Annotated in this window: 21 protein-coding genes; 12 read left to right on the plus strand and 9 right to left on the minus strand. The window is 63.6% G+C overall.

Annotated elements, in window-relative coordinates; translation table 11 throughout:
* The first annotated feature begins 103 nt into the window (after positions 1-103).
* Complete coding sequence (locus tag FZF13_RS02375; protein ID WP_024925934.1) at positions 104-1,078, plus strand: WD40 repeat domain-containing protein; 975 nt, start codon at positions 104-106, stop codon at positions 1,076-1,078.
* Positions 1,079-1,081: 3 nt separating this feature from the next.
* Here the strand turns inward: FZF13_RS02375 and FZF13_RS02380 are convergent, their stop codons facing one another.
* Positions 1,082-1,534, minus strand: coding sequence for a hypothetical protein (locus tag FZF13_RS02380; protein WP_024925933.1), 453 nt, complete (start codon positions 1,532-1,534; stop codon positions 1,082-1,084).
* 74 nt (positions 1,535-1,608) lie between these two features.
* On the opposite strand from FZF13_RS02380, the gene FZF13_RS02385 reads away from it, so the two are divergent.
* The 3 genes from FZF13_RS02385 (at position 1,609) to FZF13_RS02395 (ending at position 4,961) form a co-directional block, all read left to right on the plus strand.
* Complete coding sequence (locus tag FZF13_RS02385; protein WP_024925932.1) at positions 1,609-2,040, plus strand: MarR family winged helix-turn-helix transcriptional regulator; 432 nt, start codon at positions 1,609-1,611, stop codon at positions 2,038-2,040.
* A 115-nt stretch (positions 2,041-2,155) separates the two neighbouring features.
* Positions 2,156-3,538, plus strand: a complete 1,383-nt coding sequence (locus tag FZF13_RS02390; RefSeq protein ID WP_024925931.1) for an aspartate aminotransferase family protein — start codon at positions 2,156-2,158, stop codon at positions 3,536-3,538.
* Positions 3,539-3,572: 34 nt separating this feature from the next.
* On the plus strand, positions 3,573-4,961 hold the full coding sequence (locus FZF13_RS02395; RefSeq protein ID WP_024925930.1) for a glutamine synthetase family protein: 1,389 nt from the start codon (positions 3,573-3,575) through the stop codon (positions 4,959-4,961).
* Between the two features lie 31 nt (positions 4,962-4,992).
* On the opposite strand, the gene FZF13_RS02400 is transcribed toward FZF13_RS02395, so the two are convergent.
* The 4 genes from FZF13_RS02400 to FZF13_RS02415 form a co-directional block, all read right to left on the minus strand.
* On the minus strand, positions 4,993-6,255 hold the full coding sequence (locus FZF13_RS02400; protein WP_024925929.1) for a glycerate kinase type-2 family protein: 1,263 nt from the start codon (positions 6,253-6,255) through the stop codon (positions 4,993-4,995).
* A gap of 42 nt (positions 6,256-6,297) precedes the next feature.
* Complete coding sequence (locus FZF13_RS02405; protein ID WP_024925928.1) at positions 6,298-6,801, minus strand: heme-degrading domain-containing protein; 504 nt, start codon at positions 6,799-6,801, stop codon at positions 6,298-6,300.
* A 69-nt stretch (positions 6,802-6,870) separates the two neighbouring features.
* On the minus strand, positions 6,871-8,193 hold the full coding sequence (gene guaD, locus FZF13_RS02410; RefSeq protein WP_024925927.1) for a guanine deaminase: 1,323 nt from the start codon (positions 8,191-8,193) through the stop codon (positions 6,871-6,873).
* 171 nt (positions 8,194-8,364) lie between these two features.
* Entirely contained in the window at positions 8,365-9,591 is a 1,227-nt protein-coding gene (locus tag FZF13_RS02415) for a urate hydroxylase PuuD (protein WP_024925926.1), read from the minus strand.
* Positions 9,592-9,731: 140 nt separating this feature from the next.
* On the opposite strand from FZF13_RS02415, the gene FZF13_RS02420 reads away from it, so the two are divergent.
* Both FZF13_RS02420 and dps read left to right on the plus strand, forming a co-directional pair.
* Complete coding sequence (locus FZF13_RS02420; protein WP_024925925.1) at positions 9,732-10,652, plus strand: LysR family transcriptional regulator; 921 nt, start codon at positions 9,732-9,734, stop codon at positions 10,650-10,652.
* A gap of 114 nt (positions 10,653-10,766) precedes the next feature.
* Positions 10,767-11,255, plus strand: coding sequence for a DNA starvation/stationary phase protection protein Dps (gene dps / locus FZF13_RS02425; protein WP_024925924.1), 489 nt, complete (start codon positions 10,767-10,769; stop codon positions 11,253-11,255).
* A gap of 45 nt (positions 11,256-11,300) precedes the next feature.
* On the opposite strand, the gene xdhC is transcribed toward dps, so the two are convergent.
* The 4 genes from xdhC to uraH are packed head-to-tail and all read right to left on the minus strand — an operon-like array spanning position 11,301 to position 16,468.
* Positions 11,301-12,185, minus strand: coding sequence for a xanthine dehydrogenase accessory protein XdhC (gene xdhC / locus FZF13_RS02430; RefSeq protein ID WP_024925923.1), 885 nt, complete (start codon positions 12,183-12,185; stop codon positions 11,301-11,303).
* 60 nt (positions 12,186-12,245) lie between these two features.
* Positions 12,246-14,606, minus strand: coding sequence for a xanthine dehydrogenase molybdopterin binding subunit (gene xdhB / locus FZF13_RS02435; protein WP_024925922.1), 2,361 nt, complete (start codon positions 14,604-14,606; stop codon positions 12,246-12,248).
* 1 nt (position 14,607) lies between these two features.
* Entirely contained in the window at positions 14,608-16,089 is a 1,482-nt protein-coding gene (gene xdhA, locus FZF13_RS02440) for a xanthine dehydrogenase small subunit (RefSeq protein ID WP_024925921.1), read from the minus strand.
* A gap of 4 nt (positions 16,090-16,093) precedes the next feature.
* Positions 16,094-16,468, minus strand: a complete 375-nt coding sequence (uraH, locus tag FZF13_RS02445; RefSeq protein WP_024925920.1) for a hydroxyisourate hydrolase — start codon at positions 16,466-16,468, stop codon at positions 16,094-16,096.
* A 182-nt stretch (positions 16,469-16,650) separates the two neighbouring features.
* Between uraH and puuE the strand changes: the two genes are divergently transcribed.
* The 6 genes from puuE (at position 16,651) to FZF13_RS02475 (ending at position 23,045) form a co-directional block, all read left to right on the plus strand.
* Positions 16,651-18,084, plus strand: coding sequence for an allantoinase PuuE (gene puuE / locus FZF13_RS02450; RefSeq protein WP_024925919.1), 1,434 nt, complete (start codon positions 16,651-16,653; stop codon positions 18,082-18,084).
* 25 nt (positions 18,085-18,109) lie between these two features.
* Complete coding sequence (locus FZF13_RS02455; protein ID WP_024925918.1) at positions 18,110-18,949, plus strand: bifunctional allantoicase/(S)-ureidoglycine aminohydrolase; 840 nt, start codon at positions 18,110-18,112, stop codon at positions 18,947-18,949.
* A 20-nt stretch (positions 18,950-18,969) separates the two neighbouring features.
* Positions 18,970-19,479, plus strand: a complete 510-nt coding sequence (locus FZF13_RS02460) for an ureidoglycolate lyase (RefSeq protein ID WP_024925917.1) — start codon at positions 18,970-18,972, stop codon at positions 19,477-19,479.
* Positions 19,476-20,069 carry a nucleoside deaminase gene (locus FZF13_RS02465; protein ID WP_024925916.1) on the plus strand — a complete coding sequence of 198 codons (594 nt, stop codon included), beginning with the start codon at positions 19,476-19,478 and terminating at the stop codon, positions 20,067-20,069. Before FZF13_RS02460 ends, FZF13_RS02465 begins: the two co-directional genes overlap by 4 nt.
* A 404-nt stretch (positions 20,070-20,473) precedes the next feature.
* Complete coding sequence (locus FZF13_RS02470) at positions 20,474-22,063, plus strand: ABC transporter substrate-binding protein (protein WP_024925915.1); 1,590 nt, start codon at positions 20,474-20,476, stop codon at positions 22,061-22,063.
* A gap of 22 nt (positions 22,064-22,085) precedes the next feature.
* The gene (locus FZF13_RS02475) at positions 22,086-23,045 is read left to right on the plus strand and encodes an ABC transporter permease (RefSeq protein ID WP_024925914.1); all 960 of its coding nucleotides are present in this window, start codon (positions 22,086-22,088) and stop codon (positions 23,043-23,045) included.
* The last annotated feature ends 5 nt before the right edge of the window (positions 23,046-23,050 follow it).

A 23,050-nucleotide genomic window follows, 5' to 3' on the forward strand; every position in this document is an offset into this window, starting at 1 on the left:
CTGGAGCGGAAAGGTCGAGTAAGCCCCTCACCGGCTACGAAAGCCGGTGAGGGGCTGAATTTTTCGGCGCCGCCATTCGAATATTTGCACGGAATTCTGCCTGATGCCGACAGTCGCCCCGCTTGATATCGATGGCCATTGCATCACCGCCGTCTTCCTTGACGACGTGCCGCATTTCGCCTTCGCCGACGGCGCCGTGCACAGGCTGGACCACGGTCACAAGACCGTTCAAGCCAATGACGGGCTGCTGACCGCTTTCCACGACACGGCCAATGACAGGCTGGTGACCGGCGGCGAGGACGGCAAGGTGTTTTCGGTCAAGGCCAATGGCGTGGTCGAGGAACTCGCGACGGCCGGCAGGAAATGGGTAACCAGTGTCGCCGCAGGTCCCCAGGGCGCCATCGCCTATGGCGTTGGCAAGAGCGCCTTCGTGCGCTTCGCCGACGGCAAGACCAAGGAATTCCAACACCCGCGCACGGTTGAAGGACTGGCTTTCGCACCGAAGGGCATGCGCTTCGGCGTTGCCCGCTACAATGGCGCGACGCTGCATTTCCCCGCCACTGAAGGCAAGCCGACGGAATTGGAATGGGCCGGCGCCCATACCGGCGTCGCCTTCTCGCCCGACGGCAATTTCCTCGTGACCACGATGCAGGAAAACGCCCTGCATGGCTGGAAGCTGGCCGACGGCAAGCACATGCGCATGTCAGGCTACCCCGCCAAGGTGAAGAGCCTGTCATGGAGCGCGCGCGGCAAATGGCTGGCCAGTTCCGGCGCGCCGGCGGCGATCGTATGGCCGTTCCAGGCCAAGGACGGACCGATGGGCAAGGCACCACTGGAACTCGGCACGCGCGGCAACACCATGGTCACCGCAGTGGCATGCCACCCGAGCGAAGACGTCGTGGCGATCGGTTATGAGGACGGCATGGTGATCGCCGCCCGCTTCGCCGATGCCAAGGAAGTGCTGTTGCGCCGCCCCGGCAAGGGCGCCATCACGGCGCTGGCATGGGACCGCGAGGAACGCCGCGTCGCCTTCGGCAGTGCCACCGGCGACTGCGGGATCATCGACATCACTGCTTAAGCATCAGCCGGCGCGCACCACCGCCGACGGTCTGCGCCGCAAAGCCAACCCGTCGCGCATATTCAGCGACAAGAGCACGATGTTGACGGCGCCGGCCGCCAGTTCCAGCGCCTGCACCATCATGAATACCGCATCGAAGCGGCCCTGCCCCGCCCAGCCCGCGAGCAGATAGGCCGACGGCAAAAGGATGAGCATGCCGTTCGCGGCGATGACGCGCATACGACGCTTCTTGCGCGCCACGACCGGGCTCTTCCAGCCCTTGCCCAGCGAAAAGCCCGATGCACCGGCAATCGCCATGGCCGGAACCAGCACGACCATGCCGACGAGAATGCCCGATTTGACCGCCGCGACGGTATCGGCGTCGCCCGAGATTTCGGCGACCGCCGTCGACAGCCAGAAACAGACAACAGCAAGCAGCGCGACGGAACCGGCCGCCGCGTGGATCTTCGCTTTCATGCGATCCTCCACCAATTTGAATAGCAAGCTATATATCATTGCATAGCATGCTATTCAACAGCTATCTCTACACCATGCCCTTTCAGAAAGAACGCTCCGCCGGTTTCCTCGCCAACCAGATGGCACGCCTGTTCGCCAAGGGGTTGCAACAACGCATCCGCCCGCTTGGACTGGCGCCGGCGCAGTTCATGACGCTGCTGGCGCTATGGGACGAGGACGGGCTGAGTCAGAGCGAACTGGTGCGCAGGCTCGACGTCGAACAGGCCACCATGGCCAATACACTCGCCCGGATGGAGCGCGACGGGCTGATCGTGCGGCGTTCCAACCCTAACGATGGCCGCTCACAATCCGTCCACCTGACGCGGATCGCAGCGGCGCTGCAAGGCCCGGCCACCGACGCCGCCCGCGCCCAAAACGGGGCGGCCCTGGCGAATTTCAGCGATGACGAGAAAGAACAGTTCCTCGCGCTGATGCGGCGGGCCATCGCCGCCATGCACGACGAATGACGGCTGGATGCCGGGCCGTCACCCCTACCCCTGAACCAATGCTCCCTGGCGCGGCGGCCAATTGCGGTTTGTCGCCGCCTCTGGCTAGAGTGCCCCGCGCCAACAGGGGGAATGAATGAGCGTAAGCACCAGGTCGAACAGTATCATCGGCGGCATCGATGCCCAACGTGTCGCAAAACTGCGCGCAACCGAAGCGGAAATTTTCCGAAAAGCCCGCCCGAAATCGCAGGCCCGCACCGGCAACGGCATCGCCGGCTATTTCGACGGCGTGCCGATGCACTGGATGACCGACTGGCCAACGCCCTTCCCGATCCTGGTCGACAGCGCGACACGCGCCACGATCACCGACATCGATGGCAACCGGCTGGACGATTTCTGCCTCGGAGATACCGGCTCGATGTTCGGCCATTCGCCGGCGCCAGTCGCGCGTGCCATCCGCAAGCAGGCCGGACGCGGCCTGACCTACATGCTGCCGTCCGAGGACGCGCTGGCGGTCGGCACGCTGCTGCAGGAGCTTTTCGGCCTGCCCTACTGGCAGATCGCCACCACGGCCACCGACGCCAACCGCTTCGCGCTGCGCGTGGCCCGCGCGGTGACCGGCCGCGACAAGATCCTCGTCTTCAACGGCTGCTATCACGGCTCGGTCGACGAGACGATGGTGCGCATCAAGGACGGCAAGCCGATCAACCGGCCGGGACTGGCCGGCGAATTCCGCGACCTCACCCAGCGTGCCAAAATCGTCGAGTTCAATGACCTGCCGGCACTGGAAGCGGCGCTGAAGGCGAAGGATGTCGCCTGCGTTATCACCGAACCGGTGCTGACCAATTCCTGCATGGTGTTGCCTGAACCCGGTTTCCATGAAGCGCTGCGGCGCCTGACCCGCGAGACCGGCACGCTACTGCTGATCGACGAGACGCACACGATCTCGACCGGCCGTGGCGGCTACACCGGAACCCGCGGTCTCGAACCGGACCTGTTCGTGCTCGGCAAGCCGGTGGCGGGCGGCGTGCCGGCCAGCATCTGGGGCATGAGCGAAGAAACGGCCTCGCGCTACGCCGCTTACAACCACGCCAAGGAGCCCGGCTATTCCGGCATGGGCACGACACTGTCGGCCAACCCACTGCAATTCGCCACCATGCGCGCAACGCTGGAACAGGTGATGACGGCGGAGAACTACGCGCATATGGAACGGCTGGCCGACAAACTGGCCAAGGGGCTTGCCGCCGCAATCGAGCGCAACCGGCTGCCCTGGCATGTGATGCGCGTCGGCGCCCGCGTCGAGTTCATCTGCGCGCCCGGCCCGCTCAGCAATGGCGCCGAGGCCGAAGGCGCGCACGTGCCGGAACTGGAAGCGGCCGTGCATGTCGCGCTGGTCAATCGCGGCGTGCTGATCGCGCCGTTCCACAACATGATGCTCGTCTCGCCCGTCACCACGGCAAGCCAGGTGAAACGGCTGATCGCCGCCTTCGCCGATGTTGCCGCCAAGCTCGCGGCATGAGACAAGCCACACAATCACCCTTCAGAGTGCCATCATGACCTCACCTTCCGGCTCGACGCTCGCCGAAGCCACTGCCTTCCTCGAAGCCCACCCCGAAATCGAAGCCTTTGACATCGTGCTGACCGACGCAAACGGCGTCGGGCGCGGTAAAATCCTGCGCAGACACGAACTCATGGGCGTGTATGAGAACGGCCGCCACATGCCGATCTCGATCCTCGGCCTCGACATCACCGGCGAGGACGTGCACGAGACAGGCCTGATCTGGGATTCCGGCGACGGCGACCTGCGCGCCTGGCCGATCCCCGGTACGTTGGTGCCGCTGCACGGCACCAACCCGCCGCGCGGCCAGGTGCTGATGGCGATGTATCATCTCGACGGCCAAGCCATGACATCGGACCCGCGCCATGCGCTCGCCCGCCAGGTCGAGGCGCTGGCGGCCAAGGGCCTGCATCCTGCCGGCGCCTTTGAGCTGGAATTCTTCCTGCTGGCCAATGAGCGCGATGCCGACGGCAAGGTGCAGCCGGCGAATGCCGTGCTAGATGGACGCAGGAGCGGAAAGACGGAGGTCTATTCGGTCGATCATCTGCACGGCATGGAACCGCTGTTCTCGGACATCTATGCGGCAGCCAAAGCGCAAGGCATTCCGGCCGAAACAGTGATTTCGGAATATGCGCCCGGCCAGTACGAGCTGACGCTGAATTACCGCAAGGGCGTGATGCGTGCCGCTGACGATCTCGTCATGCTGAAGCGGCTGGTGCGCATGCAGGCACGCCGCCACGGCGTCACCGCCTGCTTCATGGCCAAGCCCATCGAAAAATATGCCGGCTCCGGCATGCATTTCCATGTCTCGTTGCTCGACGGCGCCGGCAAGAACGTCTTCACCGAAACCATGCCCGGCACATGGTCACCACTGCTGCTCCATGCGCTGGGTGGGTTGGCCGAGACCATGGCCGAATCCATGCTGGTGTTTGCACCGCACGCCAATTCATGGCGGCGCTTCGTGTCGCAGTCCTATGCACCAGTAGCGCCGACCTGGGGCGTCAACAACCGCTCGGTAGCACTGCGCGTGCCGGCCGGCGAAGCCAGGAACCGCCGTATCGAGCACCGCCCTTCCGGCGTCGATGCCAATCCCTATCTGGTGGCGGCGACAATTCTGGCCGGCGTTGCGAAGGGGCTGGAGGAAAAGCTCAATCCGGGTGCGGAAGTGACCGGAAACGGCTATGAGGCGGCCGGCGAAGCCAAGAGCAAGATGCCGGTGGACTGGCGCGCCGCCATCGACGCCGCGCGCGGTTCGTCCTTCCTCGCGACAGCGCTCGGCCCCGATCTACACAAGACCTTCGTCGAGATCAAATGGGCGGAATATCTGCGAGTCGCCCGCACGGTGAGCGAGTTGGACTACCACCTCTATCTGCACGAGGTGTGAGGCAGCGCCGGGCTCGCCTGTAGAGCCCTACCTACCGCACCAGAACAGCCCTGAGGTCGTTGACATTCGTGCCGGTCGGCCCCGGCACGAAGAGATCGTTGACTGCGTTGAACGCCGTCCAGGCATTGTTGCCGGCCAGCATGGCCTTGGCGTCGACGTTGGCGGCGCGCATGCGCGTGACGGTCGAGCCGGTGCAGAAGGCGCCGGCATTGTTTTCCGAACCGTCGATGCCGTCGGTGTCGGCGGCCATGGCATCGATGCCGGCGACGCCGTCGATACCGATGGCGAAAGCGAGCAGGAACTCCGAATTGCGGCCGCCCTTGCCCTTCGCGCGTAAGGTCACCGTGGTCTCGCCACCGGAGAGGATCAGCACCGGTTTCCTGAACGGCCGGTTGCGTGTCGCCACTTCGCGCGCGATCGCGGCATGGACGGAGCCCACCTCCCGCGCCTCGCCTTCCAGCGCGTCGGAAAGGATGACGGCTTCAATGCCTTGGCGCTTCGCCTCTTCTGCGGCCGCTTCCAGCGAGACGGCTGCCGAGGCGATGACATGCACCTCGTTGCGCACGAATTTCGGATCGTCCGGATGCGGTGCGTCGGCGGCTGGCGAATTGATGTGCGCCATGACTGCCTCTGGCAACTTCATGCCGTAGGCAGCGATCGCGGCAAGCGCGTCGGCGCGGCTGCCAGTGTCCGGGACAGTGGGGCCGGAGGCGACAAGGGCCGGATTGTCGCCCGGAATGTCGGACACCACCAGCGACACAACCCTGGCCGGCCAGGCGGCGGCGGCAAGGCGCCCGCCCTTGATGGCGGAGACATGCTTGCGAATGGTGTTCATGGCCGAGATCGGCGCGCCCGAGGCGAGCAGCGCCTCGTTGACGGCGATCTCGTCCGTCAATGTGAGGTCGCCCGCCGGTGCGGGCAGCAGCGCGGAACCGCCGCCGCAGATCAGCGCGATTACGAGATCATCCTCGGAGAGGCCGGAAACGGCCTGTTGCAGCCGCTTGGCGGCGGCGAGGCCGGCGGCGTCGGGAACCGGATGCGCGGCCTCCACCACCTCGAGATGTTTCGTCGGCGCGCCATAACCGTAGCGCGTGACGATCAGCCCTTCGACCGGCCCATCCCACACCTTTTCGAAGGCCGCCGCCATCTGTGCCGAGCCCTTGCCGGCGCCGATCACGACGGTGCGGCCCTTCGGCTTCGCCGGCAAATGCTGGCGAATGGTCAATTCGGGGTCAGCCGCGGCCACCGCAGCATCGAAGATCGAGGTGAGGAAGGTCTTCGGGTCGAGGGTCATCTGCGGGCCTTGTGCGGCTGTCACGTCAATGCGGCCGAAGGATCATGCTTCGGCGGCGGGAAGGGTAAGGCTGGCGCGATCGGCGCGGAGATGATCGCAGAGCGCGTCGACGACGACGTTGTGGTCCTCGCGCTCCGGCAGGCCGGATACGGCGATGACACCGATAACACCAGCGCCCTTCACCGTCACGGGGAAGCCACCGCCGGCCAGCACGTATTCAGCAATGTCCAGTCCCTCGCCCACCTTGAAGGTGCGATCCGGGCGCTGCTGTTCCAGCACCAGACGATAGGTGCTGCGCAGATAGCGTTTCACCACATTGATCTTGCGCCGCGCCCAATCCGGATTGGAGGCATTGGAGCCTGGCATCGCGGCATAGAACAGCGGCCGGTCGAATGTGCGGATATCAACGATGATCGGCAGGTTCTCCCGGAGAGCCCGTGTCCGGATCGCGCTGCCGATTTCGAAGGCAACGGCCTCGTCGAACCTTTCGAAGACGAGCGCCGCCTCCTGGCGCTTGATCGCCTCGATATCGTCGCTCGCGGCCATGTTTCCTCCCAGAACGGCTTGGACCAGCCTTTCGCGTTTACGGTAATCGGCCCTTAGGTCAAGTGCCGATCAGGAATTGCTCACCACGAGATCGCTCTTGGCCGGCTTGCCAGCGACATAGACCTCCTTGACCGTGCGGTCGTCGCCAAGCGTCTGCATGAGGAAAAGCTCCTCGGCCAGCGTCTTGATACGCTCTGAACGCAGCCGCATCGATGGCGTCGAGGCAGAATCGAGCACGACGATGTCGGCGTCCGTTCCGGCTTCCAGCGTGCCGACACGGTCGACCACCGACAGGGCCTCGGCATTGCCGCGTGTGATCTGCCAGAAGGACTGGAACGGATTGAGCTTCTCGCCCTGCAGGGCGATCACCTTGTAGGCTTCGTCCATCGTGCGCAGCATGGAATAGTTGGTGCCGCCGCCGACATCGGTCGCGGTGGAGATACGCAGCGGCTTCTCCCGGCGCCGGAAGCGCTGATAATCGAACAGGCCGGAGCCGAGGAACAGATTGGACGTCGGGCAGAACACCGCCACCGAGCCAGTGTCCGACAAGACATCGGCCTCGCGCTCGGACAGATGGATGCAGTGGCCGAGGAGCGTCTTCGAACCCATCAGGCCGTAGTGCTCATACACATGGGTGTAGTCCTTCGCCCAAGGATAGAGCTGCTGGGTAAAGGCGATCTCGGCATGGTTTTCCGACAGATGCGTCTGCACATGCAGGTCGGGATGCTCACGCGCCAGCGCCTGTGCCATTTCCATCTGCTCGGGCGTCGAGGTGATGGCGAAGCGCGGCGTGATCGCATAAAGGCCACGGCCCTTGCCGTGCCAGGCGGCAATCAGCGCCTTGGTATCGTCATAGCTCGACTGTGGCGTATCGTGCACGGCTTCGAGCGCGTTGCGGTCCATCATGACCTTGCCGGCGATCACCAGCATGTCACGATCATAGGCCTCGGCGAAGAATGCCTCGGCCGACTGCTTGTGCACGGAGCAGTAGGCGGCGACCGTGGTGGTGCCGTGGCGGATCATCTCATCAAGGAACAGGCGCGAGATGCGGCGACCATGCTGGGCGTTCTCGAAGGTCGATTCTTCAGGGAAAGTGTAGGTGTTGAGCCAGTCGAGCAGTTCGGCGCCGTAGCTGGCTATGATCTGCATCTGCGGCACGTGTACATGCGCGTCGATGAAGCCCGGCATGAGCAGATGCGGGCGGTGGTCGATCACCCGGGCGCTGGAACCGGCGCGAGCGGCGACCTGAGCATAAGGACCGGAGGCGACGATCTTGCCATTGGCTACCAGAATGGCGCCGTCCTCCTCATAGGCATAGGCGGCATGATCGTCGACGCTTTCCGGCCAACGCAGGAAAGAGAGGGTGCGGCCGCGCAGGAGGGTAGTGGTCATATCGCTCCAACTTCCATGTCAAAATACGCGAACATCGTTCGCTCTTGAGGCCGCCATCCTCCGACAAGCGGGGAGGATTTAGCCCTTGCCGCGGCAGCCGCCGTGCCCCGCTAAACGAGCGAGGGCGGTCAGAAACGAAACGCGAAGGCGCCCGATAAGGACATCGCTGGTCTAGTTCTGCTTTTTCCCGGACTCTTCAAACCAGGTGACCAGAAGCGCGCGCTCCTTGTCGGTGATCTGGGTAACGTTGCCCGGGGGCATCGCATGACTGCGGCCGGCCTGCAGATAAATCTCCTTGGCGTGTTCGGCAATGGCAGCATCATTGTCCAGCACGACGCCCTTCGGCGCATGGTAGATGCCTTCATAGGCCGGCTCCGGCGTGTGGCACATCGAGCAGCGGCCGAGCACGGTGTCGCGCACGGCAGGGAAATGTGCCGAGGCGGTGTAGATCCCGGCGGCCGAGGAGACCTTCTGCTCGCCGGTTAGCACCTTGGGCACGGTCGACAGCCACATGATGATCACGAACAGGATGGCAGCGGCCAGCCAGGTCCAGGTCGGGTTGCCCTTCCTGGCGTGCTGGGAGTTGAAATAATGGCGGATGAGCACGCCGATCAGGAACACCAGCGAAGCGATGATCCAGTTGAACTGCGTGCCAAACGCCAGCGGATAATGGTTCGACAGCATCAGGAACAACACCGGCAGCGTCAGGTAGTTGTTGTGCGTCGAACGGGTCTTGGCGATCTTGCCGTATTTCGGGTCCGGCTTGCGGCCGGCGATCAGGTCGGCGACGACGATCTTCTGGTTCGGAATGATGACCATGAACACGTTGGCTGACATGATCGTGGCAGTGATGGCGCCGAGGTGCAGGAAAGCGGCGCGACCGGTGAACAGATGCGTCAGGCCCCAGGCCATGAAGACCAGCACGCAGTAGAGCACCAGCATCAGCAGCGTGTCGTGGTTCTTGAGCGGCGAGCGGCAGAGCAGGTCGTAGACGATCCACCCCGACGCCAGACAGGCCAGCGAGATGAGGATGGCGACGGGTGCCGAAACGTCGAGCACGTTGCGGTCGACCAGGAACAGGTCCGCGCCGGCGTAATAGACGATGGCCAGCATGGCGAAACCCGAGAGCCAGGTGGCGTAGGATTCCCATTTGAACCAGGTCAGATGCTCCGGCATTTCGGCCGGCGCCACCAGGTACTTCTGGATATGGTAGAAGCCGCCGCCATGGACCTGCCATTCCTCGCCATGGGCGCCGGCAGGCAGGCCGGGCCGCTGACGCAGGCCAAGGTCGAGCGCGACGAAATAGAAGGACGAGCCGATCCATGCGATACCGGTGATGACGTGCAGCCACCGCACCGCGAATGCCAGCCAATCCCAGATGATCACATAGTCCAGCATGCTCCACCCTTTCGTGCCGATGAGGCGACATTACGGGCTGCCGCGCAAACGGAAAGAGGTAGACAACACGATGACTTTCAAAAAAAATTGGAAAATAGTAGCGTTATCTTAAATCAGGCGCAGAGGGGGACGCCGACACAATGGCTTATCTCGATAACATCGCCGTCTTCGTCCGCGTCGTCGAATTGGGCAACCTGTCGGCGGCGGGTCGCGATATGCGCATTTCGCCGGCCGTCGCCTCGAACCGCATCAAGGAACTGGAAAAACACCTCGGCGTGCGGCTGTTCAACCGCACGACGAGACAGTTGATGCCGACCGAGCACGGCACGGTGTTCTATAGCGGTGCCAAGCAGGTTCTGGACGCCATCACCGAGGCCGAGGCGGCGGTTTCGGCGCTGTCCGGCCAGCCGCGCGGCACCATCCGCGTCACCGCGCCGCTCGGCCTCGGGCGCCGACTGATCGCCTCCGGCATTCCGGATTTCCACGACAAATATCCCGACATCGAAGTGCGCCTGCGGCTCTCCGATCACAATGTCGACATCCTCAAGGAAGGCATCGATGTAGCCTTCCGGCTGGGTGTGATCGAGGATTCCTCGCTGAGGATGCGCGGCATCATGGAATGCGAGCGCGTGCTGGTCGCCTCGCCCAAATATCTGGAGGCGCGCGGCGAACCGAGCGATGCCAGCGAGATGATGGGCAAGAAGCACGATTGCCTGATGCTGCGCTATCCCGGTTCGCGCGAATTCTTCTGGATGCTGCAGATGCCGGAAGGCCCGGTGAAGTTCGAAGTGCACGGCCCCTTCGACAGCGACGACGGCGACGTGCTGACCGAATGGGCGCTGGCGGGACGCGGCATCATCAACAAGCCACGCTTCGAGGTCGAACCGTTCATCCGCGAGCAGCGGCTGAAGGTCATCCTGACCAAGACGCCACCGACGCCGGTGCAATTCGCCGCCGTCTATCCGCACAAGAAGCTGCAGGACCCGAAGGTGCGGCTGCTGCTCGACTTCATGGCGGATCGTTGCCAGAAATTGATCAAGGACATCCTGGCCGGAAAATAGGCGGAACGAGTCGCAGGGTCGATGATTGCGGCTTGCGGGAACCGCACGGGGACGCCAATCTTGGTCCGCCATTCCCCCATCCTGCAAATCCGCAGCGAAACCAGGAGACCCCCAATGGCTTCCATCCACACCAAGAACGACCTGAAATCCAACACCAGGGCGACCTCGATCGCCATTCTCAACGCGCGGCTGGCAGAAGCCATCGACCTCGCGCTCATCACCAAGCAGGCGCACTGGAATGTGAAGGGACCGCAGTTCATCGCGATCCACGAAATGCTGGACGGTTTCAGGACCGAACTGGACGACCATGTCGACACCATCGCCGAGCGCGCGGTGCAGCTGGGCGGTACGGCCATCGGCACGTCGCAGGAAGTGGCAAAGGCCAGCCCACTGAAGCCCTACCCGACTGACATCCACAAGACCAAGGATCATCTCGCCGCGCTGATCAGCCACTATGCGGCGGTGGCGAAGTCCGCCCGCACGGCGATCGACGAGGCCAGCGAAGCCGGCGACGCGGACACCGCCGACATCTTCACCGCCTATTCGCGTGCGCTCGACAAATCGCTGTGGTTCCTGGAAGCCCACACTCAGGAGAAGGAGTGAAGGGGCGGCGGTGCTTAGCGTCAATTAGGGCGGCAACGCGAAGGCTTAAGCGACTTCCGCGCCTGCCCGTGCCTGGTGCAACGAGAGCGCCGTCATCATCTCGGCGGCGGCCAGAGCCGCGATCACGGGCGGGCGCTTGTCCTTGACGGCATCGCCGCCGATCGGCGAGACAAGCCGTTCGAATTCGGCCTCGGTGCCGCCCGCGGTCTTTAGGAACCAGTTCCTGAACGTCGCCTTCTTGGTCTTGGAGCCGATCATGCCGACATAGGCCGTGTCGGTGCGCTTCAGCGCCTCGGCGGCGATCAGGAAATCCAGCGCGTGGTCATGCGTGAGCACGGCGAAGGCCGAGCCCGACGGCGCCTCGCGCACCATTTCCTCCGGCATCGCCGTCAACCTTGTCTCGACCGCGTCGGTGATGCCGTCCAGTTCTTCTGCGCGGCTCTCGACGACGACGACATGCACCGGCAAGAGCGACATGGAGGCGGCCAGCGCCTTGCCGACATGGCCACCGCCGAAGATGTAGAGATGCGGCAGGTGATCCTCCTCGGCTTCCGCCGCCGCGACCAACTCGGCTGCACGCGTCTCGTCCACCAATCGGATCAGCACCTCGACGCGGCCGCCGCAGCATTGGCCGATCTCCGGCCCGAGCGGAACATCCAGCGTCGCACAGACCTCGCGGACATCGATGCGCTGCGCAGCAACCTGCTTGCCGCCGCGTTTCAGCGGAACGCCCAGCATCTGACGGGCCTTGTCGATCGCCATGTATTCAAGCTGACCGCCGCCGATCGTGCCGTAAATGGCTTCCGGCGAGACGAGCATATACGCGCCCTTCTCTCGCGGGGTGGAGCCACGCGTGCCGGCAACCTCAACCAGTGCAATCGCGCCAGCACTGCCGAGAAATTCTTTCAGATCCTGGACTTTCGAGGTCATGATCGCATTCCCGCCCTGGGAATATAGCATTTTTCGCTTCAAATTGCCCGCGCGGCGGCTTCAGACCCTGCCGCGCGCTTCCTTCTTCAGTCGTTCGACCGCCATCAGCACCCGCTCCGGCGTCGCCGGCGCGTCGAGGCGCGGACAGATCTTGTGGTCGGCAACACTCGCCACCGCGTCGGAGAGAGCCTGCAAAACCGAGATGCCCAGAGGCAGCGGCGGCTCGCCAACGGCCTTGGAGCGATGGATGGTCGGCTCATAGGCCTGCGACCAGTCGGTCAGCGCCACGTTGAAGATCTTCGGCCGGTCTGACGCCAGCGGGATCTTGTAGGTGGACGGCGCATGCGTGCGCAGCCGGCCCTTGCCGTCCCACCACAATTCCTCGGTGGTGAGCCAGCCCATGCCCTGGACGAAACCGCCCTCGACCTGGCCGATGTCGATCGCCCGGTTCAGCGAGCGGCCGGTGTCGTGCAGGATGTCGGTGCGTTCGACCATGTATTCGCCGGTCAGCGTGTCGATGGTGACTTCGGAGCAGGCCGCGCCATAGGCATAATAGTAGAAGGCGTGACCACGCCCCTTGGCACGATCCCAGTGGATTTTCGGCGTCTTGTAGTGACCGGCCGCCGAAAGCTGGATGCGGTTGAGATAGGCCTGTTTGACCAGATCGTTGAAGGAAATCTCCTGGTTGCCGACACGCACCCGGTTGGGCAGGAACACCACCTGGTCGGCCGGTACGGAATATTTCTCGGCGGCGAAGTCGATCAGCCGCTGCTTGATCTGGCGCGCCGCGTTCTGGGCGGCCATGCCGTTGAGATCGGCGCCGGAAGACGCCGCCGTGGGCGCGGTGTTGGGCACCTTGGCGGTGGTGGTGGCGGTGATCTTGACGCGCTCGAGGTCGATCTGGAATTCCTCGGCCACCACCTGCGCCACCTTGAGGTGCAGACCCTGGCCCATTTCGGTGCCGCCATGGTTCATGTGCACCGAACCGTCGTTATAGACATGCACCAGCGCGCCGGCCTGGTTGGACTCGGTCTTGGTGAAGGAGATGCCGAACTTCACCGGTGTGAGCGCGATGCCGCGCTTGACGAAGCGGCTGTTGGCGTTGAACGCCGCGATCTCGCGGCGGCGCCGTGCATAGTCCGCGCTCTGCTCGAGCTCGGCGACGATGCGGTGGATGATGTTGTCCTCGACCTTCTGGTGATAGGGCGTGACGTTGCGTTCGCCCTTCGCGCCCATCGCATCGTAGAAATTGAGCTTGCGGATTTCGAGCGGGTCCTTGCCGACGGCGAAGGCCACTTCCTCGATGATACGCTCGGCACCGACCATGCCTTGCGGGCCGCCGAAGCCGCGGAAGGCGGTGTTGGAGACCGTGTTGGTGTAGAGCGGCGCCGACTTGGCATGCACGTGCGGGTAGAAATAGGCGTTGTCGCAGTGGAACAGCGCGCGATCGCCGACCGGGCCGGAGAGGTCGGCCGAGAAGCCGGCATTGAGCGCGAACATGAAGTCGACGCCCAGAATATTGCCCTCGTCGTCGAAACCGACGTCGTAGTCGATGACGAAATCATGCCGCTTGCCGGTGGCCGTCATGTCTTCGTCGCGGTCAAGGCGAACCTTCACCGCGCGCTTGTGTTTCTTGGCGGCGATGGCGGCGATGGCCGCGCACTGGTTGGCCTGCGTTTCCTTACCGCCGAAGCCGCCGCCCATGCGGCGCACTTCCACCGTCACCGAGTGGCTGGGCACGCCGAGTGCGTGGGCAACCAAATGCTGCGTTTCGCTCGGCCCCTGCGTGGAGCAATGGACGGTAACCTCGTCGTCTTCCCCCGGCACGGCCAGCGATACCTGGCCTTCGAGATAAAAATGGTCCTGGCCGCCGAGCCGCATGCTGCTCTTGATGCGGCGGGGCGCGGCAGCGATCGCCGCATCGGGATCGCCGCGCTTCAGGGTCAGCGGTGTCACCACCTGCCGATCCTTGTTCGGGTCGAGGCCCCAGATGTTGAGGATCGCCGGCAATTCCTCATATTCGATCTTGGCCAGCCGCGCGGCGCTGCGTGCCGCCTCGCGCGTCTCGGCGATGACCGCGAAGACCGGCTGGCCGTGGAACTGAACCTTGCCCTCGGCAAAGATTGGATCATCATGCATGCCGCTCGGCGACACGTCGTTCTCACCGGGGACGTCCCGGTAGGTCAAAACGTCGACCACGCCGGGCGCGGTACGCACCGCCGACAGATCGACGGTCTTCAGCTTGCCATGCGCGACGGCGGCGAGCCCCAACCCGACATGCAACGTGCCGGCCGGCTCCGGCAGGTCGTCGATATAGACCGCGGTGCCGGCGACATGCTTGTGCGCGGAATCGTGGCGCTGGTCGGTGTGGACACCGCCGACGATCTTTTGCGCCTTGAGGTTGGGAGTGTGCTTGGTCATCTCACGCCGCCTCGTAACGCGACACCTGGAACGGTGCCTTGGTGCCGGTGGTCTCCGCATAGAAGCGCAGCAGAAGGTTCTTCGCCGCCAGTGCACGATATTCGGCGGTAGCGCGCATATCGGTCAGCGGCGCGAAATCCTCCGCGTATTTCTCCATCGCCGCTTCCACCGCCGCCTCGGTCCACGACTTGCCGAGCAGCGCGGTTTCAACGGCAGTGGCGCGTTTCGGCGTTGCCGCCATGCCGCCATAGGCGATGCGGATCGCGGCCACCGTGCCATCCTTGGCCAGTTTCAGGCTGAAGGCACCGAGCGTGGCGGTGATGTCCTCGTCGCGCCGCTTGGTGATCTTGTAGACGGCGAATTTTTCGTCGGCGGCCGGCGCTGGAACCTGCACGGATTCGACGAATTCGCCGGGCTCGCGGTCCTGCTTGCCATAAGCGATGAAGAATTTCTCAAGCGAGATGGTGCGGCGCTTGCTGCCCTTGCGCAGAGTCAGCGTTGCACCGAGCGCGATCAGCGGCGGTGGCGTGTCGCCGATGGGCGAGCCATTGGCGATGTTGCCGCCGATCGTGCCCATGTTGCGAACCTGCTGGCCACCAATACGGTCGATAAGCGGGCCGAGTGCCGGAATGCGCTTGGCGAGCAGTGCGAAGGCTTCCGTGTAGGTGACGCCGGCGCCGATGACGATGACGCCCTTGTCTTCCGAGATGGTGCGCAGGCCTTCCAGACCGCAGATAAACACCGCCGGCGAAATGTCGCGCATATGCTTGGTCACCCACAGGCCGACATCGGTCGAACCGGCAACGATGGTGGCCTTGGGTTCGGCTTCCAGCAGGTTGGCGAAATCGTCGACATCGGCCGGGACGATGAAGCGGTGCTTGCCAGTGCCGACCTCGACGCGGGCGCCGTCCCGCAGCTCCGTCAAACGCGCGATCACGGCCTTTCGTTCGACCTGCAGCGGGTCCTTTGCCGCCTTGCCGTAGCTGGAGATGGCGCGCGCCGCCCGCATGATCGCCTCATAGCCGGTGCAGCGGCAGAGATTGCCCTGCAGCGCCTTTTCGATTTCGGCGTCGGACGGTTCGGGCGACCTCATCCACAACGCATAGAGCGACATGACAAAGCCCGGCGTACAGAAACCGCATTGCGAGCCGTGGAAATCGACCATCGCCCGCTGCACGGGGTGCAGCTTGTCGGCCTCGCCGGCCAGATGCTCGATGGTGACGACGTGGCTGGCGTCGAGCGAGCCCATGAAGCGGATGCAGGCATTCACGCTCTCATAGACCAGCTTGCCGGCGACAAGCTTGCCAACCAGAACCGTACAGGCGCCGCAATCCCCTTCGGCGCAGCCTTCCTTCGAGCCTTTCAGCGAACGCGACAGGCGCAGCCAGTCGAGCAGCGTCTGGTCGGACGCGACATCGGTCAGCGCGACATCGCGGCCGTTGAGGATGAAGCGCAACTCGGCGCGGGTTTTCAGCTTGGCCATGCGCTCAGCTTCCCCTGTAGGTCGAGTAGCTGTAGGGCGAGACCAGCAGCGGCACGTGATAATGTTTGGTTTCGGCCATGCCAAAACGGATCGGGATGATGTCGAGAAAGGCAGGCTCGAGCAGTTTGGTGCCCTGGCGGCGCAGGTAATCGCCGGCCGAGAACACCAGCTCGTATTCGCCCGGCCTGAATTCGTCGCCGGCCAGCAGTGGCGCGTCGCAACGGCCATCGCTGTTGGTGGTCACGGATTTGAGGTGGACGCGCTTGCCGTCGTCGAGACGGAACAGATCGACGAGCAGCCCGGCCGCCGGTTTGCCTGTCGCCGTATCAAGCACGTGCGTCGTCAGACGCCCGCCATTGGTGTGCGAGGTTTCTGCCAACTGCCGCCTCCCATCTCGGTACAATCGAACATAGTGATGAATTGTGCGCCAATTAAAGGCGATGCATAAGCCCCGGTCGAGCGGACGAAGCCAAAAAGCAGTTTCAAAAATTTCGTGGTAATGGCCGTTCAACGCTTTGGATATCTTGGCATTACTTCCGGAGCAACCGGCAGGGAGGAATGATGCGTTACGTACGGGATATGTGCGGCTACGGAGCCAATCCGCCAGACCCGAAATGGCCCGGTGGAGCCCGCGTTGCCGTACAGTTCGTCGTCAACTACGAGGAAGGCGGCGAGAACTGCATCCTGCATGGTGACGCCGCCTCGGAAGCCTTCCTGTCCGAAGTGGTGGGCGCGGCGCCCTGGCCAGGCAAGCGCCACTGGAACATGGAATCCATCTATGAATACGGCGCCCGCGCCGGCTTCTGGCGGCTGCACCGCATGTTCACGGAGGCCGGCGTGCCCGTGACGGTCTATGGCGTTGCCTCCGCACTCGCCCGCTCGCCCGACCAGGTCGCGGCGATGGCCGATGCCGGCTGGGAGATCGCTTCGCATGGCCTGAAGTGGATCGACTACCGCGATCACGCCGAAGAGGTCGAGCGCGCTGACCTGGTGGAAGCGATCCGTCTGCACAAGGAAGTGGTGGGTGAGCGTCCGGCCGGGCTTTATGTCGGCCGCACCTCGGTGAACTCGGTGAAGCTCGCGGCCGCCGAGGGCGGTTTCGCCTGGATTTCCGACACCTATGACGATGACCTGCCCTACTGGCTCGACCATGACGGCCACGGCAATGCCATCCCGCCGCAACTGGTCATCCCCTACACGCTCGACGCCAACGACATGCGTTTCGCCACGCCGCAGGGTTTCAATTCTGGCGACCAGTTCTTTGCCTATCTGAAGGACGCCTTCGACACGCTCTATGCCGAAGGCAAGGAAGGGCGCGGCGGCATGATGAGCATCGGCCTGCATTGCCGCCTGATCGGCCGGCCCGGCCGCGCAGCCGCGCTCCAGCGTTTCGTCGACTACGTGAAAAACCACGACAAGGTATGGTTGCCGCGCCGGATCGACATTGCCAACCACTGGCGCGAACATCACCCCTACGAGCCGGCGGCGCTGCGCCCCTCGCGCATGGACAAGAGCGAGTTCGTGCAGCGCTTCGGCGGCATCTTCGAGCATTCGCCCTGGATCGCCGAGCGCGCTTATGAACTGGAACTCGGCCCGGCGCATGACAGCGCCGGCGGCCTGCACAACGCGCTCTGCCGCGCCTTCCGCTCGGCCAACGAGACCGAGCGCCTCGGCGTGTTGACCGCGCACCCGGACCTTGCCGGCAAGCTGGCGCAAGCCAAGCGACTGACCGAGGAATCGACGAGGGAACAGGCCTCCGCCGGTCTCGACGCGCTGACCGATCAGGAGCGCGAGTTGTTCTCGAAGCTCAATGCCGCCTATGTCACCACTTTCGGCTTCCCCTTCATCATCGCGGTGAAGGGCAAGTCCAAACAAGAGATCATGGCAGCCTTCGAAACCCGCATCGGCAACAGCCGTAGCGAGGAATTCGAGACCGCCTGCAAGCAGGTGGAACGCATCGCGTTGCTGCGCCTGAAAGATATCTTGCCTGCTTAGGTCTGAACCGATGGATATGATGAAGATGACCGACCGCACCTATTACGCGCCCAAGGGCGGCCTGCCGCCGCAGACCGACCTGATCACCGACCGCGCAGTTTTCACCGAAGCCTATGCGGTGATCCCCAGGCGCGAATTCAGCGATATCGTAGCGAGTTTCCTGCCCTTCTGGGACAAGACCCGGCTTTGGGTCATCGCCCGGCCGCTGTCGGGTTTTGCCGAGACCTTCTCGCAATACATCATGGAAGTTCAACCGGGCGGCGGCAGCGACAAACCCGAGCCGGACACCGGCGCGGAGGGCGTGCTGTTCGTGGTCGAGGGCGAGATCACCGTACGCCTCGACGGCAAGAGCCATGTAATGAAGCCGGGTGGCTACGCCTTCCTGCCGCCGGCGGCCAAATGGAGCCTACGCAACGAAAGCAGCGGTACCGCCCGCTTCCATTGGGTTCGCAAGGCCTATGAATTCGTCGACGGCATCGAGGCGCCCACGCCGATCTTCACCAATGAGAACGACATCGCGCCGATCGCAATGCCCGACACGGAAGGCAAATGGGCGACCACCCGCTTCGTCGATCCGACGGACCTGCGCCACGACATGCACGTCACCATCGTCACCATCGGCCCGGGCGGCGTCATCCCCTTCCCCGAGACACATGTGATGGAGCACGGGCTCTACGTTCTGGAGGGCAAGGCGGTGTATCGCCTAAACCAGGACTGGGTGGAGGTGCAGGCCGGCGACTATATGTGGCTGCGCGCCTTCTGCCCGCAGGCCTGTTATGCCGGTGGTCCCGGCAACTTCCGCTACCTCCTCTACAAGGACGTCAACCGACACATGAAACTCGGCACGCCGTTCACCAGGGGCTAGCCGGCAGGATGGATTTGCGCATGGACCGGATCGTCAAGACGCAACCGCTCACCCGCGAAGCCTTCGCCCGGTTCGGCGAGGTCATCGAGACCGAGGGCGCCCACCACTATCCGATCAACGATGGCAAGTGCGAACGCTACCATGCGCTGGCCACGGCCGAGGCCGGCGGACCGAACGGCCGCGTCATCATCAACATCTTCAAATGCGCGCCCTACGCGTTTCCACTGAAGCTGGCGATGGTGGAGCGCCACCCGCTGGGCAGCCAGGCCTTCATACCGCTGTCGCCGCGGCCATTCCTGGTGGTGGTGTGCGACGATGACGGCTCGGGGCCCGGTGAGCCGCATGCCTTCCTGACCAAGCCTGGCCAGGGCGTGAACTACAAGCGCAACCTGTGGCACTGGGTACTGACGCCGATCGGCCAGCCGCAGGATTTCCTGGTGGTGGACCGCGGTGGCGACGGCACCAACCTCGAGGAATTCTATTTCTCGCATCCCTACGAAATCCATTTGCCCGAGGACTTCCAGGCATGACCGATATTTCGCTGATCGACCGGCTGCTCGACGTGATCGAGCACGACATCGTGCCGAAAACCGAAGACGGCATCGAACACGGCAATAAATTGTTCGGCGCGGCCATCCTGCGCAAGAGCGACCGCTCGCTCGTGCTGGCGGAAACCAACAACGAGACCGAGAACCCGCTGTGGCACGGCGAGGTGCACTGCCTGAAGCGCTTCTATGAAATGCCGAAGGCCGAACGCGTCGACACCAAGGATGCCATCTTCCTGGCCACGCACGAGCCCTGCTCGCTGTGCCTGTCGGCGATCACCTGGACCGGCTTCGACAATTTCTACTATTTGTTCAGCCATGAGGATTCGCGCGACTCGTTCGCGATCCCGCACGATCTGAAGATCCTGAAAGAGGTCTTCACGCTCGAGCCGGGCGGTTACAATGCCGAGAACGCCTATTGGAAAAGCTATTCGCTGCGTCGCCTGGTCCGTGAATTGCCGCAGGCCGATCGTGCTCGGCTGGAAGGCCGCATCGCCGCCATCGCCGGCAAATATGATGCCCTCTCGGCCGAATATCAGGACGGCAAGGCCGACAACGACATCCCGCTGAACTAGAGGCTCTCGGCATCCGGTACCGCCTTTGATGTCGAGGGTACGGGGTTACGCGCGGCCCACCCGCGCGTTACAGGAACATCGACACGGCCTCGCTCGCACCGCGTCGCAAACAGGATACTCTTCCAGCGATGGCGCAGAAGGCGCCCGTCATTAGGCCAGGAATCCGCGTTCGACCCGCTGAATCCACGATTTTTGCCCGCAACAGCCGAGGATCAGCGGCAACTGAGCCGCCAATTCCGAAAAGGCGAAAAACCGCACGCGCACGACCTGCTCAAAAACGACACGCCATATGCGGCACTGCATGTCGCATCCTGCCTTGCGCCTAAGTTTCCCTTACGTCCATTATCCTCCTCACAAGAATAAGAAATCGACCAAAACGGTCGAACCAAAAGAGTGAGGAACCAATGTCGAATGAACTCGAATATCTGAGCCGTCGTGTGGCTGCCGGCAAGCTGAACCGTCGCGACTTTCTCGGTCGCGCGGCGGCGCTCGGAGTTAGCGCAGCGTTTGCCAATACGCTGCTTTCCGACGCGGCGAAGGCCGAAGGCCCGGTCAAGGGCGGCACGCTGAAGGCAGGCATGCAGGGCGGCGCCGCCACCGACAGCCTCGATCCCGCACTCTGGGCCAGCCAGGTTCCCTACACGTTCGGTCGCTGCTGGGGCGAGCAGATGGTGGAAGTGACGCCGACCGGCGGCATCGAACCCAAGCTTGCCGAAAGCTACGAAGCTTCAGACGACGCCAAGACCTGGACCTTCAAGATCCGCAAGGGCGTGACCTTCCACAACGGCAAGGAGCTGACGCCGCAGGACATCGTGGCGACGTTGGAGCGCCATGGCGACAAGAACTCGAAATCGGCGGCGCTGGCCTTCATCTCCGAGTTCGATACCGTCAAGGCTGATGGCGGCAACGTCGTCATCAAGCTGAAGGAACCGAATGCCGACCTGCCCTATGTGGTGGCCGACTATCACCTGATGATCCAGCCGAATGGCGGCAAGGACAACCCGACCGCCGGCATCGGCACCGGCCCGTACAAGGTTGTGACCAACGAGCCGGGCGTGCGCCACGCAGGCGCCCGCCACGAGGGCCATTGGGACCAGGCCAAGCGCGGCCACGCCGACCAGATCGAGATCATCGTCATCAATGACGCTACCGCGCGCACCTCTGCATTGCAGGGTGGCCAGGTCCACATGATCAACCGCGTCGAACCGAAGATCGTGTCGCTGGTCAAGCGCGTGCCGGGCGTGACCATCCGCAACGTCGCCGGCAAGGGCCACTATGTCTTCATCGCCCATTGCAACACCGCGCCGTTCGACAACAACGACCTGAGGCTTGCGCTGAAATACGCCGTCGACCGCGACGAGATGGTGCAGAAGATTCTCGGCGGCTACGGCACGGTCGGCAACGATATGCCGGTGAGCAAGGCCTACGCGCTGTACTCCGACGATATCGAGCAGCGCAAATACGATCCCGACAAGGCGAAGTTCCATTTCAAGAAGTCGGGGCATTCCGGCCCGGTGCTGCTGCGCACCTCGGACGTCGCCTTCCCGGGCGCGGTCGACGCCGCCCAGCTCTACCAGCAGAGCGCCGCGAAAGCCGGCATCCAGATCGACGTCAAGCGCGAGCCGGGCGACGGGTACTGGTCGGAAGTGTGGAACAAGCAGCCCTTCTCGATGTCTTACTGGACCGGCCGCCCGACGCAGGATCAGGTCTATTCGGTCGCCTATCTCAAGAATGCCGAATGGAACGATACCCGCTTCTTCCGCGACGATTTCGACAAGCTGATCCTGCAGGCGCGCTCGGAACTCGATGCGGCCAAGCGCAAGACGCTCTACCGCCAGGCCGGCGTGATGCTGCGCGATGAAGGCGGTGTCATCGTTCCGATGTTCAACGACTATATCGATGCAACCAGCGCCAAGGTCGGCGGCTGGGTGGACGACGTGAACAGCGAATTGATGAATGGTCACGCCCTGACCAAATGCTGGCTGCAGGCGTGAACCGGGCCCGGTGTCCGTGGGCATGAGTTCGCCGATCCTGAAACTGATTGCCCAGCGCATCGCGCTGGGCATTCTGCTCCTCTTCGCCGTCTCCGTGTTGATCTTCGTCGGCACGCAGATCCTGCCGGGCGACGTCGCCCAGTCCATCCTCGGCCAGTCGGCGACGGCTGAATCTCTGGCCAACCTGCGCGAGGCACTCGGCCTCAACGACCCCGCCTACATCCGCTATTTCAAATGGCTGGGCGGTGTTTTGACCGGCAATCTCGGCACCGCGCTTTCGTCGGGCCAGGACATCGCCTCCTCCATCAAAGGACGGCTGTGGAACACGCTGTTCCTCGCCTTTTGGGCCGCAGCGGTTTCAGTGCCGCTGGCCATCGGGCTCGGCCTGCTCGCCGTGCGCTACCGCAACGGTTTCGTCGACAAGCTGATTTCAGGCCTGGCGCTGGCCTCGACTTCGCTGCCGGAATTCTTCATCGGCTACCTGCTCGTCTATTTCTTCGCGGTGCAGTGGCAGATCTTCCCGGGCATCTCGACCGTCTATGACGGTATGCCCTTCCTAGAACGCATGAAGGCCATCGCGCTACCGGCGACCGCGCTGACACTTGTGGTGCTTGCTCACATGATGCGCATGACGCGTGCGGCGATCCTCAACGTCATGCAGTCGGCCTATATCGAGACGGCCGAACTGAAGGGCTTGTCGCCTTTCGAGATCATCCGCAAACACGCCTTCCCCAACGCGATCGCGCCGGTGGTGAACGTGGTGATGCTGAACCTCGCTTATCTGGTGGTCGGCGTCGTCGTAGTGGAAGTGATCTTCGTCTATCCCGGCATGGGGCAATATCTGGTCGATCATGTCGCCAAGCGCGATGTGCCGGTGGTGCAGGCCGTCGGGCTGATCTTCGCGGCCGTCTACATCACGCTCAACATCATCGCCGACATCGCCGCCATCCTTGCCAATCCCCGGCTCAGGCATCCGAAATGAGGGCC

The organism is Mesorhizobium terrae, from assembly GCF_008727715.1.
In the GTDB taxonomy this organism is placed as follows: domain Bacteria; phylum Pseudomonadota; class Alphaproteobacteria; order Rhizobiales; family Rhizobiaceae; genus Mesorhizobium; species Mesorhizobium terrae.